Source organism: Pseudomonas sp. 1D4 (genome assembly GCF_001728925.1).
Lineage (GTDB): Bacteria > Pseudomonadota > Gammaproteobacteria > Pseudomonadales > Pseudomonadaceae > Metapseudomonas > Metapseudomonas otitidis.
This window is the reverse complement of record NZ_LXJQ01000001.1, coordinates 214,464-229,189: the sequence shown is the minus strand read 5'-3', so window position 1 is coordinate 229,189 and position 14,726 is coordinate 214,464. Positions and strand designations below refer to the sequence as shown.

The 14,726-nt window shown below is 67.8% G+C and carries 15 protein-coding genes; 5 read left to right on the top strand and 10 right to left on the bottom strand.

Translation table 11 applies throughout. The annotated features are described in order from the left end of the window. Positions 1–164: 164 nt before the first annotated feature. Together A7D27_RS01120 and A7D27_RS01115 are read left to right on the top strand one after the other, a co-directional pair. Entirely contained in the window at positions 165–557 is a 393-nt protein-coding gene (locus A7D27_RS01120) for a helicase (RefSeq protein ID WP_069563873.1), read from the top strand. A 94-nt stretch (positions 558–651) separates the two neighbouring features. Further along, positions 652–1,383 carry a hypothetical protein gene (locus A7D27_RS01115; protein WP_069563872.1) on the top strand — a complete coding sequence of 244 codons (732 nt, stop codon included), beginning with the start codon at positions 652–654 and terminating at the stop codon, positions 1,381–1,383. 61 nt (positions 1,384–1,444) lie between these two features. On the opposite strand, the gene A7D27_RS01110 is transcribed toward A7D27_RS01115, so the two are convergent. The 6 genes from A7D27_RS01110 to exbB form a co-directional block, all read right to left on the bottom strand. Continuing rightward, positions 1,445–2,845: an aminoacyl-tRNA deacylase and HDOD domain-containing protein gene (locus tag A7D27_RS01110; RefSeq protein ID WP_069563871.1), complete on the bottom strand. Its 1,401-nt coding sequence runs from the start codon at positions 2,843–2,845 to the stop codon at positions 1,445–1,447. Between the two features lie 91 nt (positions 2,846–2,936). Further along, complete coding sequence (gene recG / locus A7D27_RS01105) at positions 2,937–5,012, bottom strand: ATP-dependent DNA helicase RecG (RefSeq protein ID WP_069563870.1); 2,076 nt, start codon at positions 5,010–5,012, stop codon at positions 2,937–2,939. Next, positions 5,009–5,947 carry a hydrogen peroxide-inducible genes activator gene (locus A7D27_RS01100; RefSeq protein ID WP_069559586.1) on the bottom strand — a complete coding sequence of 313 codons (939 nt, stop codon included), beginning with the start codon at positions 5,945–5,947 and terminating at the stop codon, positions 5,009–5,011. The genes recG and A7D27_RS01100 overlap by 4 nt, the downstream gene beginning before the upstream one ends. A gap of 87 nt (positions 5,948–6,034) precedes the next feature. After that, positions 6,035–6,781 carry an energy transducer TonB gene (locus tag A7D27_RS01095; RefSeq protein WP_069559585.1) on the bottom strand — a complete coding sequence of 249 codons (747 nt, stop codon included), beginning with the start codon at positions 6,779–6,781 and terminating at the stop codon, positions 6,035–6,037. Continuing rightward, positions 6,782–7,204: a TonB system transport protein ExbD gene (gene exbD / locus A7D27_RS01090; protein WP_069563869.1), complete on the bottom strand. Its 423-nt coding sequence runs from the start codon at positions 7,202–7,204 to the stop codon at positions 6,782–6,784. 3 nt (positions 7,205–7,207) lie between these two features. Continuing rightward, a complete protein-coding gene (exbB, locus tag A7D27_RS01085) occupies positions 7,208–8,368 on the bottom strand; it encodes a tonB-system energizer ExbB (protein WP_069563868.1) in 1,161 nt (386 codons plus the stop codon). A 195-nt stretch (positions 8,369–8,563) separates the two neighbouring features. Here exbB and A7D27_RS01080 point away from each other — a divergent pair, with 195 nt between their 5' ends. The 3 genes from A7D27_RS01080 (at position 8,564) to A7D27_RS01070 (ending at position 10,928) form a co-directional block, all read left to right on the top strand. Continuing rightward, positions 8,564–9,421, top strand: coding sequence for an NAD-dependent epimerase/dehydratase family protein (locus tag A7D27_RS01080; RefSeq protein WP_069563867.1), 858 nt, complete (start codon positions 8,564–8,566; stop codon positions 9,419–9,421). Position 9,422: 1 nt separating this feature from the next. Then, the gene (locus A7D27_RS01075) at positions 9,423–10,223 is read left to right on the top strand and encodes an AraC family transcriptional regulator (protein WP_069559582.1); all 801 of its coding nucleotides are present in this window, start codon (positions 9,423–9,425) and stop codon (positions 10,221–10,223) included. 84 nt (positions 10,224–10,307) lie between these two features. Then, a complete protein-coding gene (locus tag A7D27_RS01070; RefSeq protein WP_069563866.1) occupies positions 10,308–10,928 on the top strand; it encodes a LysE family translocator in 621 nt (206 codons plus the stop codon). A gap of 13 nt (positions 10,929–10,941) precedes the next feature. Here A7D27_RS01070 and A7D27_RS01065 read toward each other — a convergent pair whose 3' ends face one another. The 4 genes from A7D27_RS01065 to rpoZ all read right to left on the bottom strand — a co-directional run bounded on the left by A7D27_RS01065 (position 10,942) and on the right by rpoZ (position 14,674). Continuing rightward, positions 10,942–11,679, bottom strand: a complete 738-nt coding sequence (locus A7D27_RS01065; protein ID WP_069563865.1) for a hypothetical protein — start codon at positions 11,677–11,679, stop codon at positions 10,942–10,944. Positions 11,680–11,740: 61 nt separating this feature from the next. Then, complete coding sequence (locus tag A7D27_RS01060; RefSeq protein ID WP_044400660.1) at positions 11,741–12,121, bottom strand: RidA family protein; 381 nt, start codon at positions 12,119–12,121, stop codon at positions 11,741–11,743. A 119-nt stretch (positions 12,122–12,240) separates the two neighbouring features. After that, the gene (spoT, locus tag A7D27_RS01055) at positions 12,241–14,349 is read right to left on the bottom strand and encodes a bifunctional GTP diphosphokinase/guanosine-3',5'-bis pyrophosphate 3'-pyrophosphohydrolase (protein ID WP_044400662.1); all 2,109 of its coding nucleotides are present in this window, start codon (positions 14,347–14,349) and stop codon (positions 12,241–12,243) included. Between the two features lie 61 nt (positions 14,350–14,410). Then, positions 14,411–14,674 carry a DNA-directed RNA polymerase subunit omega gene (gene rpoZ / locus A7D27_RS01050; protein ID WP_069559579.1) on the bottom strand — a complete coding sequence of 88 codons (264 nt, stop codon included), beginning with the start codon at positions 14,672–14,674 and terminating at the stop codon, positions 14,411–14,413. Positions 14,675–14,726: the final 52 nt, after the last annotated feature.

The window sequence follows — 14,726 nt, the reverse complement described above, 5'->3', positions numbered from 1 at the left end:
GCGAGCGTCCGATATGGGTGCGCGTCGGAGCCCGTATCGGACGCTGTCATGCAGGCGGCGCCCGTGCCTCGTTGGCATTCCACCCATCTCCCGGCTGGGCTGTAGTCCCGTTCGCAAATCGCTACAATGCGCGCCCGTTCCCCTTCCGACCGAGGCGCTCGCCGATGAAATTCCGACTCCTGCTCTGGGTTCTGGGCCGCATGATGGCCAAAGCCAGCCGTGACAATGCCGCCTTCCGCGAGCAACTGGCCGGCAAGGACCTGGTGTTCCAGTTGCACACCCTCGATGGCAAGGTGGCCCGTCATTTCGTGGTCAAGGATCAGCGCATCACCAGCAAGCGTGGCGTGACGGCTTCGCCGGCCTTCGCCATCGGCTTCAAGGATGGCGCCTACGGCTTCGCCACCATGAACGCGAAGAACAAGCAACTGGCCTTCATGCAGGGCATCCAGAACAAGGACATCCAGATCCAGGGCAACCCGGCGCTGGTGCTGTGGTTCCAGGGCCTGACCAAGCACCTGGTGCCGAAGAAGAAGCCCGCCGACAAGCAGGCGGCCTGAGCCCCTTCGCTGGTGAGCCTCCAGGCGTTTCGCTAGGCTGAACGGGCGCGCCCCGCGAGGCGCACGCCCGCGTCGTCCTGATGGAGGCTTGCCCATGCGAGTCCTGATCGCCCTGCCCCTGCTGCTCGCCAGCGCTGTTGCCTTCGCCGCCCCCGCCTCTCCTGTGCCCGCCACGCTGGACCGTGCCTTTGAGCTGGTCGGCGTGCGCCTGCTCTGCGAGCAGAGCGGCACGCTGCTGCAGCGGGGTGCGCCCGAGTCCTATCAGCAGCAGCTGGCCAGCGCCTTTGCCGCCGAGGCGGTGTGCGCCGATCTGGCGGCGGCCGTGGCCCCTCGGCTGGAGGCGGCGCAACTGGCCGAGGTCGAGCAGGCGCTGGACAGCGAGCTGGCCCGGCGTTTCACCGCCGCCGAGCGCGAGGTGGACGATGGGCTGGTGGACTACCGCAAGCAACTGGCCGACAAGCCGCCCCGGGCCGACCGCGTGGAGCTGGTACACCGCCTGGACCGCGCGGCCCGCACCACCGACCTGGCGGCCCTGCTGCGCTACGAGGTGGGCAAGACCCTGGCGCTGCTCAGCCTGCACCAGCGCGGCGAGCGCATCAGCGAGGCAGCTCTGGCCCAGCAGACCGCCCAGCAGGCCGACGGTATCCGCGCCAGCAGCGCTCAGGCGGTGCAGTCCTTCATGCTCTACGCCTACCGGCAGATGCCCAGTGAGCAGGTCCGGGCCTACGCCGAACTCTACGAGCGGCCGGCCGTTAAGCGCCTGCTGGATGCAAGCCTGGAGGCGCTGCCCGGAGTTTTCGCGAAGCGCCGGGCGCTGCTCAAGTAGCGGGCGATTCCGCGCACGACAAAAAGGGCCCCGAGGGGCCCTTTTTCGTGATGCGCATGACTCAGTGGTTGAACTGGGAGGCCAGCTCGCGGAGCGCGGCTTCGGCTTCCAGCACCTTGCTTACGGCGTCCTCGGCCTTCTCCCGGGACAGGCCCAGGCGCTCGAACAGCCCGTCCGGCAGGGCGATCTGCGGGCCCATGCCGATACCCCGCTGGCGCAGCAGGCCAACGGCCAGGGTCACCAGGTTGGGGTAGGCGTGGTTGGCGCCGTCGTAGTTCGGGTCGTGCTGGAAGCGCAGGGCGGTGGAGAGTTCCTCGGGCATGTCCCAGAAGCGCATCAGCCAGCTGCCGATCTGCTCGCGGGTGATGCCCAGCAGGTGCTGCTCGATGTAGCTGTGGGGCAGGTGCGGGTTCACTTCCAGGTGCCGGCAGATCAGCGAGAAGTGCGGCGGGAAGACGTGGGCCAGGACCAGGTAGCCGAAGTTGTGCAGCAGGCCGCCGAGGTAGGTGAGGCCGGCCTCCGGGCGCTGGGCGCGGGGGATGGCGCGGGTCAGACCTTCGATCACGGCGGCGGTGTAGACCGCCTGCTGCCAGTAGGGCGTGGCCTGCTGGGGCTGGTCCTTGGGCAGGCTCAGGGTCTTGCCCAGGGCCAGGCCGAGGGCCAGGTTGATCACCAGGTCGAAGCCCAGCACGCGGACGATGGCGTCTTCCACCGAGCGGATCTTGCCCGGTGCGGCGTAGTACGGCGAGGCGGCCCAGCTCACCACCTGGGCGGCCAGGGCCGGGTCGGTCTCCACCACGCCGGTGATGTCGTCGACGGTGGCATTGGGGTCGACCCGCAGCTTGATGATCTTCTGTGCGGTTTCCGGCAGCGGCGGGATCTCGATGGTTTCCTCGAGGCGCTGCTGGATGCGCCGGGCGGTGAAGGCCTGGACGGCCTGGCTGATCTCGGCGCGGTCGTTGTCCGGGCGGTCGAGGTTCAGGCGGATGCCGTCCAGCGGCTCGCCGAAACGGGCGGCGCTGGCCTTGCTGAGCAGTTGGCGGTACTGCTCGGTGGGGATCTCCAGCACCAGGCCGGTGTGCCCGGAGTCGATCAGCAGCGAGGGCTCCTGCAGCAGGCGTTCGTCGTACAGGCACGGCGAGCTGGTCAGCGGCGGCAGGGCCGGCAGGGTGTTCAGGTCGTGCTTGCCGAGCATGCGCTCGAAGCGCTCGGGCTTGATGGTGACCAATTTGCGGCCGGTGAGCTCGGCGAGGCGGTTCAGGTCCAGCAGCTGGCTGCGCGGGTAGAGCACCAGCAGGGCGCCGACGGCATCCTCCAGCAGCACCGCCTGGACCCGGCGCTCGGCCGGCAGGTCGGGCGTGTCGGCGCGGACCTGGCTGGCAATGCCCAGCTTGTCCAGCAGCTGCAGGATCACGTCGGGTGCGTGGGGTTCCTGGTCCGGGGCGAATGCGACTTCGGTCATGGCGGTATCCGGCTTCAAAAGCGACTGCCCGGAGTATAACGAGCAGCCATCAGGACTGATGGGTCAGGCGACCGGTGCACTGTGCGCTGGATCACACTTGCCCGTATTGCTGGCCGTGTCTCAGCCAGCGCTCCAACAACGGACTCACATGCTGCGGCCAGCGTTCCATCAGAGCCTGGGCGGCGTCGCGCACGGCCGGCAGCAGGTCGGCATCACGCATCAGGTCGGCCACCTTGAACTGCAGCAGGCCGGTCTGGCGGGTGCCGAGCATCTCGCCGGGGCCGCGCAGTTCCAGGTCCTTCTCGGCGATGACGAAGCCGTCGCAGGTCTCGCGCATGATGCCCAGGCGCTCACGCCCAAGCTGGGACAGCGGCGGGTGGTAGAGCAACACGCAGTGGCTGGCGGCGCTGCCCCGGCCGACGCGGCCGCGCAACTGGTGCAGTTGTGCCAGGCCGAGGCGCTCGGGGTTCTCGATGATCATCAGGCTGGCGTTGGGCACGTCGACGCCCACCTCGATCACGGTGGTGGCCACCAGCAGCTGCAGTTCTCCGCGCTTGAAGGTGTCCATCACGGCGGCCTTTTCGGGGGCCTTCATGCGCCCGTGGATCAGGCCGACGCGCAGGTCGCCGAGGGCTAGGGAGAGTTCCTTGTAGGTGGTCTCGGCGGCCTGGCAGGTCAGCTCCTCGGATTCCTCGATCAGGGTGCAGACCCAGTAGGCCTGGCGCCCTTCGTGGCAGGCGGCGCGCACGCGCTCGATCACTTCCTCGCGGCGGTTGTCGGCCACCAGCACGGTGTTCACCGGCGTCCGCCCGGGGGGGAGTTCGTCGAGGATGGAGGTGTCCAGGTCGGCGTAGGCGCTCATGGCCAGGGTCCGCGGGATGGGGGTGGCGGTCATGATCAGCTGGTGCGGGCTGAGGCGGCCGTCGATGCCCTTGCAGCGCAGGGCCAGACGTTGTTGCACGCCGAAGCGGTGCTGTTCGTCGATGATCACCAGGGCCAGGCGGCGGTAGGTCACTTCGTCCTGGAACAGGGCGTGGGTGCCGACCACCATCGGGGCGCCGGCGGCGATGCGTTCAAGGGCAGCGGCACGGGCTTTGCCCTTGAGCTTGCCGGCGAGCCAGGCGACTTCGATGCCCAGCGGCTCCAGCCACTTGCTGAAGTTGAGGTAGTGCTGCTCGGCGAGGATCTCGGTGGGGGCCATCAGCGCGACCTGGTAGCCGGCCTCCAGGGCCTGCAGGGCGGCCAGGGCGGCGACCACGGTCTTGCCGGCGCCGACGTCGCCCTGCACCAGGCGCAGCATGGGCTCGGGCTGGGCAAGGTCATAGGCGATCTCGGCGGCGACGCGCTGCTGGGCGCCGGTGGGCTGGAAGCCCAGGTTGGCCAGGTAGCGACGCGGCAGGTCCTTGGCCGGGGGCAACTCTGGCGCGGCCTGGGCCCGTTGCTGTTCGCGCAGGCGTTGCAGGGACAGTTGGTGGGTGAGCAGTTCCTCGAAGGCGAGGCGGTGCTGGGCCCAGTGGCGGCCTTCGGCGAGCTCTTCGAGGTCGGCATCCGGCGGCGGCCGGTGCAGGTAGCGGATGGCTTCGTCCAGCGGGCCGAGGCGGTAGTCGCGGGCCAGTTCGTCCGGCAGCCAGTCGGGCAGGCTGTGGGGGCCGAGGCGTGCCAGGGCGAGCTGGCTGAGGTTGCGCAGGCGTTGCTGGGTCAGCCCTTCGGTGGTCGGGTAGATGGGCGTGAGGGTCTGTTCCACCGGTGGCGGCTCGTCGCCGTTCAGGGCGCGGTACTCGGGGTGGTAGATCTCCAGGCCGGAGGCACCGGGGCGTACCTCGCCATAGCAGCGCAGTTGGGTGCCACGCTTGAGGCCGTCCCGCTGGGCGTTACTGAAGTGGTAGAAGCGCAGGCTCAGCGAGCCGCTGCCGTCATGCAGGCGCACCAGCAGGCTGCGGCGCTTGCCCATGACCACGTCGGCGCCGGTCACCTGGCCTTCGATCACGGCATCCTGGCCGGGGCGCAGGGCGCCGATGGGCACCACGCGGGTGCGGTCCTGGTAGCGCAGCGGCAGGTGGAAGAGGATGTCCTGGAGGTTCTCCAGGCCGACCCGGGCGAGCTTTTCGGCCAGCGCCTCGCCCACCCCCTTGAGCGCGGTGACCGGGACCTGTGCCAGTTCGGTCATGTGGCGCTGGTTTCGCCTTCAGCCTGGGGGCGGGCGACCGAGCAGAGGCGGATGGAGTCGGCCAGCACTTCGATGGCGCGGGGGCGCGGGAAGCTGGCGCGCCAGGCGATGGCTACGGTGCGGAACGGCACCGGCGGGGTCAGCGGGCGGACCTCGATGACGCCGGGGGCGTAGTGGTGGCTGTCGACGGCGGAGAACGGCAGGATCGAGACGCCCAGGCCGGAGGCGACCATGTGGCGGATGGTCTCCAGGGAGCTGGATTCCACGGTGGTGTGGCGGGCGGCTTCCTCGCTGCCTTTGCGCAGGGTCGGGCAGGCTTCCAGCACCTGGTCGCGGAAGCAGTGGCCCTCGCCGAGCAGCAGCAGGCTCTTGTCGTTGAGCAGCTCGCTGTCGATGGTCTTCTTCGCCGTCCAGGGGTGGTCGGCGGGCAGCAGCACGTAGAAGGGCTCGTCGTAGAGCGGCTTGGTCAGCACGTCGGCTTCGGCGAACGGCAGGGCGATGATGATCGCGTCCAGTTCGCCGGTGCGCAGCTTGTCGCGCAGGACGTGGGTGAAGTTCTCTTCGATGTAAAGCGGCATCTGCGGGGCGACCCGGTGCAGCTGGGGAATCAGGTGCGGGAAGAGGTAGGGGCCGACGGTGTAGATGGCGCCGAGCTTGAGCGGGGCAGCCAACTGGTTCTTGCCGGCCTGGGCCAGCTCGCGGATGCCCTGGGCCTGTTCGAGGACCTTTTGGGCCTGGGTGACGATGCCCTCACCGACCGGCGTCAGGCGCACGGCGCTCTTGCTGCGCTCGAAGATCAGTACGCCCAGTTCGTCCTCGAGCTTCTTCACCCCGACGGAGAGGGTCGGCTGGCTCACGTGGCAACGTTCGGCGGCACGCCCGAAATGCTGTTCCTGGGCGAGGGTGACGATGTAGCGCAGTTCGGTGAGGGTCATAGCGATTTTCCATTGAAGAGGCGCAAGCATAGCGGCTGCAGTCAATGGAACCAACCGCTGTGCCGCCCCAGGCGGGGCGGCGGTCGCTCAGCGACGATCCTTGCGCAGGGAGTAGACGAAGGGGGCCGTCACTTCCCGCGAGCCGTTGACCAGAATCTCCGGTGGCGGAGGGGGCAGCGGCTGGGCGCGGCGGATCATTTCCAGGGTGGCGCGGTCCAGCGAGGCGCTGCCGGACTTGCCGGTGAGGGCGTAGGCCAGGACCTTGCCTTCGGCGTCCACCGTGAAGCTCAGGCGGTTGACCCCTTCGATGTTGCGACGACGGGCGTCTTCCGGGTAGCGCTTGTATTTGGCCAGGTGGGCCAGCAGCTTGCTCTGCCAGGTCTCGCGGGCCTGGGTCATGGCGCTGGCCATGCTCTCCTGCTGGGCGGCGGGCTTGGCGTCGCTCGGCGGTGCCGGCGGCGTGGGCGCGGCCACCTGCTCCTTGGGCGACTCCTGCTCCTGGGGCTTCAGCTCGGGCTTGGGCTCCGGGGGCTTGGGCTTCGGCGGTTTCGGCTTGGGTTTGGGCTTCGGCGCGATGGCGATGGTCGGCTTGGGCGCTTCGGCCAGCTTCGGCAGCGGCTCGGGCTCCGGCTCAACCTGAGGGGGCGGTGGTGGGGCCGGTGGCGGAGTAGGTGCCGGCAGCGGTTCGAGTTGCACCATCATGGCCGGTGGTGGCAGCTCGATGGGCTCGGCGCTGACCTTCCAGAACAGGGCCCAGCAGAACAGGGCGACGTGCAGGCCGAGCACCACCAGCAGGCTGATGGCCCAGGACAGGTTTCGCTTTGCCTGGCTCATCTAGTTCCCGACCGTCTCGAGTCCCACCAGGCCGATCTTCAGGTAGCCGGCGCCGCGCAGGGCGTCCATCACTTCCATCAACCGACCGTAGTCCACCGCCTTGTCGCCACGGACGAAGATGGTCTTTTCCTTGTCGCCGCCGGTGCGCTGGTCGAGTACGGCGGCCAGTTGCGCCTGGTTCACCGGGTCGTTGTCGAGGAACAGGCTCCTGTCTTCCTTGATGCTCAGGTAGATGGGCTTGTCCGGGCGCGGCGCGGGCTTGGCGGTGGAGGCTGGCAGGTCGACCTTGATGTCCACCGTGGCCAGGGGCGCCGCGACCATGAAGATGATCAGCAGCACCAGCATGACGTCGATGAATGGGGTGACGTTGATCTCGTGGCTTTCCTGGAGATCGTCACCGCCTTCGTTCAGATGCAGTCCCATGGATCAGCCCACTTTGACCATGTGCGGGGCCGGTGCACGGTCGGCCGGCGCGTGGTCCAGGTCACGGCTGACCAGCAGCAGGACCTGGGCGGAGGCGTCCGCGACCTGGGCCTTGTAGCCGGTGATGGAGCGGGCGAAGACGTTGTAGATGACCACGGCGGGGATGGCCGCGACCAGGCCCATGGCGGTGGCCAGCAGGGCCTCGGCGATGCCGGGGGCGACCACGGCGAGGTTGGTGGTTTGGGATTTGGCGATGCCGATGAAGCTGTTCATGATGCCCCACACGGTGCCGAACAGGCCGACGAAGGGCGCGGTGGAGCCGATGGTGGCGAGCACGCCGGTGCCCATGCTCATCTTGCGGCCGCTGGCGGCGACGAGGCGCTCCAGGCGGAAGCTGACGCGCTCCTTGATGCCGTCCTTCTCGCGGGTGTTGGTCGAGAGCTTCAGTTCGTCGAGGGCGTCCTGCACCAGCACCTGGGACAGGTTGTTCGGGGCGGCGGTCTTGTCGGCGGCTTCCGGCAGGTTGCGCGCGGCCTTCAGGGCTACCAGCTCGCGGCGTAGGCGGCGCTTGGCACCGAGCAGCTCGATGCTCTTGGCCAGCCAGATGGTCCAGGTGAGGATCGAGGCGAGCACCAGGCCGATCATCACGCCTTTCACCACGATGTCGGCGTTCTGGTACATGCCCCAGGGCGACAGGTCGTGGGCCGGCAGGCTTTCTTCGACGGCTTCGGGCGCGGTGCCGGCCAGGGCGGCGGCGAGGTCGTTGCCCAGGCTCAGGCCCTGGTCGATGGCGGCGAGGGTCTTGTCGATCTCTTCCGGGGCCACGCCTTGTGCCTGCAGGGTCTGGCGGGCGGTGTCGCGGATCTGCTCCGGGGTTGCCTGGGGGCCGAGGGCCTGGAGCGTGCTCAGCAGCTCGGCGTTGGTCGGAGCAGAAGGCGCGCCGGCGCCTGCCTGGACACTTTCGACTGGCGTCGCAGCCGGGGTGGCCACGGCCGGCGTTGCCGCAGGCTGGGTGCTGGCTGCGGCGTTGACCGGTGCTGCGGTGGGCTCCTCAGCGAAGGCCGCGCCTGCAGGCAGCAGGGCCAGGCCGAGCAGGAGCGCCGCCAGGGGACGGGCGCGACGGGAAAGCGAAGCGGGCTGGGCGTTGGGTGCAATAGGTTTCATGGCCGGACCTGAAGGTTAATTGCGGTTTCGCCCGCTGTTAGGTGCTGTCGCGGACAAAGGCGGAACATTATTGCAAGTAATTCTTGTTTGTAAAAGTGATAATGTAACCCCTCCGCGGCGATCCGGACGGACGCACGCGATTTCGCATCACCCCGCCCGAGCCCTTATTCTCAGCACTTTTACGGAGACGCTCCCATGTCCGAATCCCCGCGTTTGCTCATTGCTGGCTGTGGTGATGTAGGCAGCCGACTGGCCCTGAGGATGTTGGCTGAGGGCTGGCGGGTCCACGGCCTGCGGCGAAATGTCTCGGCACTGCCGGAGGGCGTGCTGCCCATCGCAGGTGATCTGGAGTGTCCCGAGCGGCCTGCCGAGTGGCCGATGGGCGCGCTCGATGCGGTGGTGTTCTGCGTGGCGGCGAGCCGCCATGACGAGGCGGGCTACCGCGCGGCCTATGTCGAGGGCCTGCGCCACGTGCTGGCCTGGTTGCGCGAGAGCGGGCAGCAGCCCCGGCGCCTGCTGTTCGTCTCCAGCAGCGGCGTTTATGGGCAGCGCGATGGCGAGTGGATCGACGAGGATTCCCCTGCCGAGGCCGATGGCTACTCGGGGCGCGTCATGCGCGAGGCGGAGCAACTGGCGCTGGACAGTGGCCTGTCGACCACCCTGGTGCGCCTGACAGGGCTCTACGGGCCAGGCCGCGAATGGCTGCTGAGCCAGGTACGCATGGGTTACCGGGTGGCGAGCGAGCCGCCGCTCTACGGCAACCGCATTCACGTCGACGATGCTGCCGGCCTGCTGGCCCACTTGCTGCGTGTTGAGCGAGCCGGGACGCCGCTGGCGCCTTGCTACCTGGGGGTGGACGATGCACCGGCACCGCTTGATGAGGTGGTGGCCTGGCTGCGCGAGCGCCTGGGGGTGACGCACTGGTCGGAGTCCTCCACCGTGCGTCGGGCCGGCAGCAAGCGCTGCAGCAATGCCCGGGTCCGGGCGTTGGGTTGGGAGCCGCAGTACCCCAGCTTCCGCGAGGGCTATGCGGCGATCCTCAAGGACGCCTGAGGTGGATGCCAACCGGCTGCTGGCCAAGGCCTGGCTGCCTGGGGTCGAGCTGTTCCATGCCGACTTTTCCGGCCAGCCCTTTGGTCGTCACAGCCACGATGCCTTCGCTATTGGCGCCATCCTGCATGGCGTGGGCGGCTACCAGTGCCGAGGGGCGCGGCATGCCCTGCCTGCCGGCACGCTCTCGCTGATGAATCCTGAGGAGCCCCACACGGGACACGCCGAGTCGCCTCGGCTGGTGTACCGGATGCTCTACGTGGAAGAAGCGCGTCTGCCGGCCCTGCTCGGGCGCAAGGCTCTGCCACGGGGGTTTGGCGCGCTCAATCCGCGTGATGACGGTGCCGTGGCCCAGGCCTTGGCACGCCTGGCCGGGGAGTTCGAGCGAGGCGATGCACTGGCACTGGAAAGCGAGTTGCTGGAGTTGCTGGAACTGGTGTTCGTGCGCCATGGCGGTCTGCGTCCCACGGGCGTCAGCGCGCGCGACGGCGGAGTGACTGCTCAGTTGCGTGATTACCTGGAGTCGCACTACCGCGAGGCAGTCAGCCTGGAGCACCTGGCCCACCTGCTGCAGCGCCATCCCCGTCATCTGATCGAGGCGTTCCGCCGCGTCTATGGCGTGCCACCCCACACCTACCAGCTGCAGCGCCGAGTGCGCGAGGCCAAGCAGCGGCTGCTGGCGGGTGAGCCCTTGGCGAGCCTGGCGCTGGAGTTGGGGTTCTACGACCAGGCGCACTTCTCCAGCACCTTCCGCCGTTTCACCGGGGTGACGCCCGGTCGCTTCCGCCGCGAGGCGCTGCGCTGACGGGCGCCCTGCCCGATCCGACTTTCTTACAATACGCGAGCACCGGGCCCTGGCGAGACTCCACTGCCTTGTCGTGGAGGTCATATGCTCGCTCTGTTCCTGCTGGTCGCCAGTACCCATTTCGCTGCTCTGTTGTCACCCGGTCCGGATTTCTTCCTGTTGTTGCGCGCAGGGCTTACCCGTGGGCGCCTGCACGCCGCCGGCTGTGCCTGGGGCATTGCCTTGGCGAACCTGGCGAGCATGTTGCTGGTATTGCTGGCGCTGAGCCTGCTGCCTGCGGAGGGCGGCTGGGTGTGGCGCGCCCTGCAGTTGCTGGGTGGGGGGTACTTCCTGTGGCTGGGTGCTCAGGCCTTGATGGCGCGGCGCCGGCTCGACCTGCCCGAAGCCAGCGCGGATGCGGGCCTTGGCTCCTGGCGAAGGGGTGTGCTGGAAGGGTTGCTGGCCAGCAGCGTCAATCCGAAGCTGCCGATCTTCTATGCCGGGCTGTTCGGGGCGCTGCGTTCTGCGCAGATGCCCGACTGGGGTCTGGCCCTGTGCATGGCCTGGATGACCCTGGTAGTGCTGGGTTGGGACCTGGGGCTGGTGCACCTGGTGTCACACCGCCGCTGGCAGGCTTGGCTGCAGCAGCGGGTGGTGGTGCTGGATCGGCTGTGTGGCGGGCTGCTGGCGTTGTTGGGAGGCTGGCTGGTGGTCGGTGCCCTTTAGTGGCGGCCGGGCTTCACTGGCGCTCCAGTACCCAGGCGCGCTTGCCGGGGTAGTACTCGGGCATCTCGTCGATCTGGGCGCGGTTGCCGGTCTCGAGGATTTCCAGGCGGTTGCCGTCGTGGACGAAGATCCAGGGTGCGCCCTGGTCACCCAGTTGCAGCCACATGCTGTCGTTTTCGCCGCTCATGGCGGCGCAATCGCCGGCCAGGCAGAGGGCGAAGCGGTCGGCGCCGGGCAGCCCTTCCAGTCGGCCGTCGGGGTGGAACAGCACCAGGCCGCCCTGCCCCGTGCCTTCGAGGATCTTCCAGGTGCCGCCGAGGTAGGTCTTGTAGAGGGCGTACTCGAAGCTGCTGCCTTCCGGTGCGCCGTCGGCGGCGGGTTCGGCCGGGCGTACGAAGTGCTGTTCGGGGAAGTTCTCGCTGGCTTCCTGGATCAGCTGGCGGCCCTTGAGGTTCAGGTGCTCGTGGTAGTCGTCGCCGTAGAAGTCCACCTGCCAGCGGCCCTTGCCCTGGGGTGCCAGGCGGCCCTCGCCCAGTTCGAAGCCGTTGCTGTAGTTGGCGGTCCCGGCGCGGGTGTCGAGGCTCCACTCCAGGTTGGGGCCGTAGGCGAGCAGGGCCTCGCGCAACTTGCCTTCACGGGCGGCTTCGTCGATGGCGGTCTGGTTGATCCAGACGCCGCTGGGGTCACTGGGCGTGCTGGCGCAACCAGTCAGCAGGGCGGCGCAGATCAGGGAAATGAGGGCTTGGCGCATGGCGGGGTTCCTTCCTTTGGCCGGGTGCAGCGGGCAAGGCAGCCCGCTGCGGCCATCGGGTTTACTCGAGGACCAGGATGGCGTCCATCTCGACCTGTGAGCCACGGGGCAGCGCGGCCACGCCGATGGCGGCGCGGGCCGGATAGGGCTGCTCGAAGTAGCGGCCCATCACTTCGTTGACCTTGGCGAAGTGGGACAGGTCGGTGAGGAAGATGTTGAGTTTGACGATGTCCTTGAAGGAGCCGCCGGCAGCTTCGGCAACGGCCTTCAGGTTCTCGAACACCTGAACGGTCTGGGCTTCGAAGCCTTCCACCAGTTCCATGGTCTTGGGATCGAGGGGGATCTGCCCGGACATGTAGACGGTGTTGCCGGCCTTGATCGCCTGGGAGTAGGTGCCGATGGCGGCGGGAGCCTTGTCGCTGTTGATCACGGTCTTGCTCATGGAAACTCCTTGTACGCGTGAAAACGCCCCGGGCGATGCCCGGATGGGCGCGTTTGGAAGCGGGCCGGGCCGTGAGCTGATTGCCCAGACGGCCTCGCTCCCTTGGGTTCAGCGGGCTGTCAGGCGCGCACCCGGGTGATGCGGATCACGCCCTTGAGGGCGCGCAGTTTCTTGATGACCCGGGCCAGGTGTACGCGGTCGTGCACGCTGATCACCAGCTGGACGACGCTGATGCGGCCATCGCGTTCGTCCATGCCGATTTTCTCGATGTTGCCGTCGGCGGCGTTGACACTGCTGGCCAGCAGGGCGATCAGGCCGCGCTGGTGCTCCAGTTCGACGCGCAGCTCGACGTTGAATTCGCCGGTGACGTCCTTGGCCCAGGAAAGTTGCACGCACTTCTCCGGGTTGTGGCGGATATCGCCGATGTTCTTGCAGCTTTCCAGGTGCACCACCATGCCGCGGCCGGCGGATAGGTGGCCGACGATGGGGTCACCTGGGATCGGCGTGCAGCACTTGGCGTAGCTGAGCACCAGGCCTTCGGTGCCGCGGATCGCAAGCGGACCTTCGGGGCTGGGCAGCTGCTCGCCATCGCTGGCCAGCAGGCGGCGGGCCACGACGTAGGCCATGCGGTTGCCGAGGCCGATGTCTTCCAGCAGGTCTTCCAGCACTTCGAGGCGGTATTCGCCGAGGACGGCCTGGATGCGCTCGGGGGTGATCTTGTCGAGGCTGCTTTCGAAGCCGGCCAGCACCTTGTTCAGCAGGCGTTCGCCGAGGTTGATGGACTCGGAGCGGCGCTGCAGCTTGAGGGCGTGGCGGATGTGGGTGCGGGCCTTGCCGGTGACCACGAAGTTGAGCCAGGCCGGGTTGGGCCGTGCGCCGGGGGCGGTGACGATCTCCACCGTCTCGCCGCTCTGCAGCGGCTCCGACAGCGGCGCCAGGCGACGGTTGATACGGCAGGCGATGCAGGTGTTGCCGACGTCGGTGTGGACCGCGTAAGCGAAGTCGACTGCAGTGGAGCCCTTGGGTAGCTCCATGATGCGGCCCTTGGGCGTGAAGACGTAGACCTCGTCGGGGAACAGGTCGATCTTCACGCTCTCGATGAATTCGAGGGAGTTACCGGCACGTTGCTGCAGTTCCAGCACGCCTTTGACCCACTGGCGCGCGCGTGCGTGCGTGCCCTTGGGCTGGTCGTCCTCGGCGGACTTGTACAGCCAGTGGGCGGCGATGCCGTTGTTGGCCATTTCTTCCATCTCGCGGGTGCGGATCTGGATTTCGATGGGCACGCCGTGCATGCCGAACAGGGTGGTGTGCAGGGACTGGTAGCCATTGGCCTTGGGAATGGCGATGTAGTCCTTGAAGCGGCCGGGCAGCGGCTTGTACAGGTTGTGCACGGCGCCGAGCACGCGGTAGCAGGTGTCCACCTTGTCGACGATGATGCGGAAGGCATAGACGTCCATGATCTCGTTGAACGCCCGGCGCTTGCCGCGCATCTTCTTGTAGATGCTGTAGAGGTGCTTCTCGCGGCCGATCACCTCACCTTCCATGCCTTCGCGGGCGAGGCAGTGGGTGAGGGATTCCTCGATCTTGGCGACGATTTCCTTGCGGTTGCCCCGGGCACGGCGGACGGCGGCACGGATGCGCTCGGAGCGCATGGGGTGCATGGCCTTGAAGCCGAGGTCCTCGAATTCCACGCGCATGCTGTGCATGCCCAGCCGGTTGGCGATGGGGGCGTAGATTTCCAGGGTTTCCTTGGCGATGCGCCGACGCTTTTCACCGGAGAGCACTTCCAGGGTGCGCATGTTGTGCAGGCGGTCGGCCAGCTTGACCAGGATCACGCGGATATCGCGGGCCATGGCCATGGCCATCTTCTGGAAGTTCTCGGCCTGGGCCTCGGCCTTGGACTCGAAGTTCATCTGGGTCAGCTTGCTGACCCCGTCCACCAGCTCGGCCACGGTGTCGCCGAATTGGGCGGTGAGCGCCTCCTTGGCGATGCCGGTGTCTTCGATCACGTCGTGCAGCATGGCGGCCATCAGGCTCTGATGGTCCATGTGCATGTCGGCGAGGATGTTGGCGACGGCCAGGGGATGCGTGACGTAAGCCTCGCCACTGCGGCGACGCTGTCCGTCGTGGGCCTGTTCGGCGTAGTAGTACGCCCGGCGGACCAGGTTGACCTGGTCCGGGCCGAGATAGGTCGAAAGCCGTTCGGCGAAGGTTTCTATGCCAGGCAAGGCAGCTCTCCTTTCCGGCTATGGCCTCCCTGCGCCGTGCGACGTCGACCGGGCATGGGAATCAGAGCGCCTCGTTGGACTCGTCCTCGAAGGCGGCGAACAGCGGCTCTTCTTCCACAATGTCTTCCTGGGCGACGACTTCGTAGTCAACCAGGCCGGCGGCGATCTCACGCAGGGCGACGACGGTGGGCTTGTCGTTTTCCCAGGCTACCTTCGGCTCCTTGCCGCCGGTGGCCAGCTGACGGGAACGCTTGGTCGCGAGCATGACCAGCTCGAAGCGGTTATCGACGTTTTCCAGGCAGTCTTCAACGGTAACGCGGGCCATGGTGTTCCTCGTAGCACAGAGTGGGATGGCGATGGCTTTGCCCGGAGCGGGC

What these genes read in the sequence shown, in the direction of transcription:
- A7D27_RS01080 (WP_069563867.1), top strand. Translation starts at nt 8,564, where the DNA reads ATGTCCGAATCCCCGCGTTTGCTCATTGCTGGCTGTGGTGATGTAGGC.
- exbB (WP_069563868.1), bottom strand. Translation starts at nt 8,368, where the DNA reads ATGAAACCTATTGCACCCAACGCCCAGCCCGCTTCGCTTTCCCGTCGC.
- A7D27_RS01060 (WP_044400660.1), bottom strand. Translation starts at nt 12,121, where the DNA reads ATGAGCAAGACCGTGATCAACAGCGACAAGGCTCCCGCCGCCATCGGC.
- A7D27_RS01095 (WP_069559585.1), bottom strand. Translation starts at nt 6,781, where the DNA reads ATGAGCCAGGCAAAGCGAAACCTGTCCTGGGCCATCAGCCTGCTGGTG.
- rpoZ (WP_069559579.1), bottom strand. Translation starts at nt 14,674, where the DNA reads ATGGCCCGCGTTACCGTTGAAGACTGCCTGGAAAACGTCGATAACCGC.
- A7D27_RS01065 (WP_069563865.1), bottom strand. Translation starts at nt 11,679, where the DNA reads ATGCGCCAAGCCCTCATTTCCCTGATCTGCGCCGCCCTGCTGACTGGT.
- A7D27_RS01120 (WP_069563873.1), top strand. Translation starts at nt 165, where the DNA reads ATGAAATTCCGACTCCTGCTCTGGGTTCTGGGCCGCATGATGGCCAAA.
- A7D27_RS01115 (WP_069563872.1), top strand. Translation starts at nt 652, where the DNA reads ATGCGAGTCCTGATCGCCCTGCCCCTGCTGCTCGCCAGCGCTGTTGCC.
- exbD (WP_069563869.1), bottom strand. Translation starts at nt 7,204, where the DNA reads ATGGGACTGCATCTGAACGAAGGCGGTGACGATCTCCAGGAAAGCCAC.
- A7D27_RS01070 (WP_069563866.1), top strand. Translation starts at nt 10,308, where the DNA reads ATGCTCGCTCTGTTCCTGCTGGTCGCCAGTACCCATTTCGCTGCTCTG.
- recG (WP_069563870.1), bottom strand. Translation starts at nt 5,012, where the DNA reads ATGACCGAACTGGCACAGGTCCCGGTCACCGCGCTCAAGGGGGTGGGC.
- A7D27_RS01100 (WP_069559586.1), bottom strand. Translation starts at nt 5,947, where the DNA reads ATGACCCTCACCGAACTGCGCTACATCGTCACCCTCGCCCAGGAACAG.
- A7D27_RS01110 (WP_069563871.1), bottom strand. Translation starts at nt 2,845, where the DNA reads ATGACCGAAGTCGCATTCGCCCCGGACCAGGAACCCCACGCACCCGAC.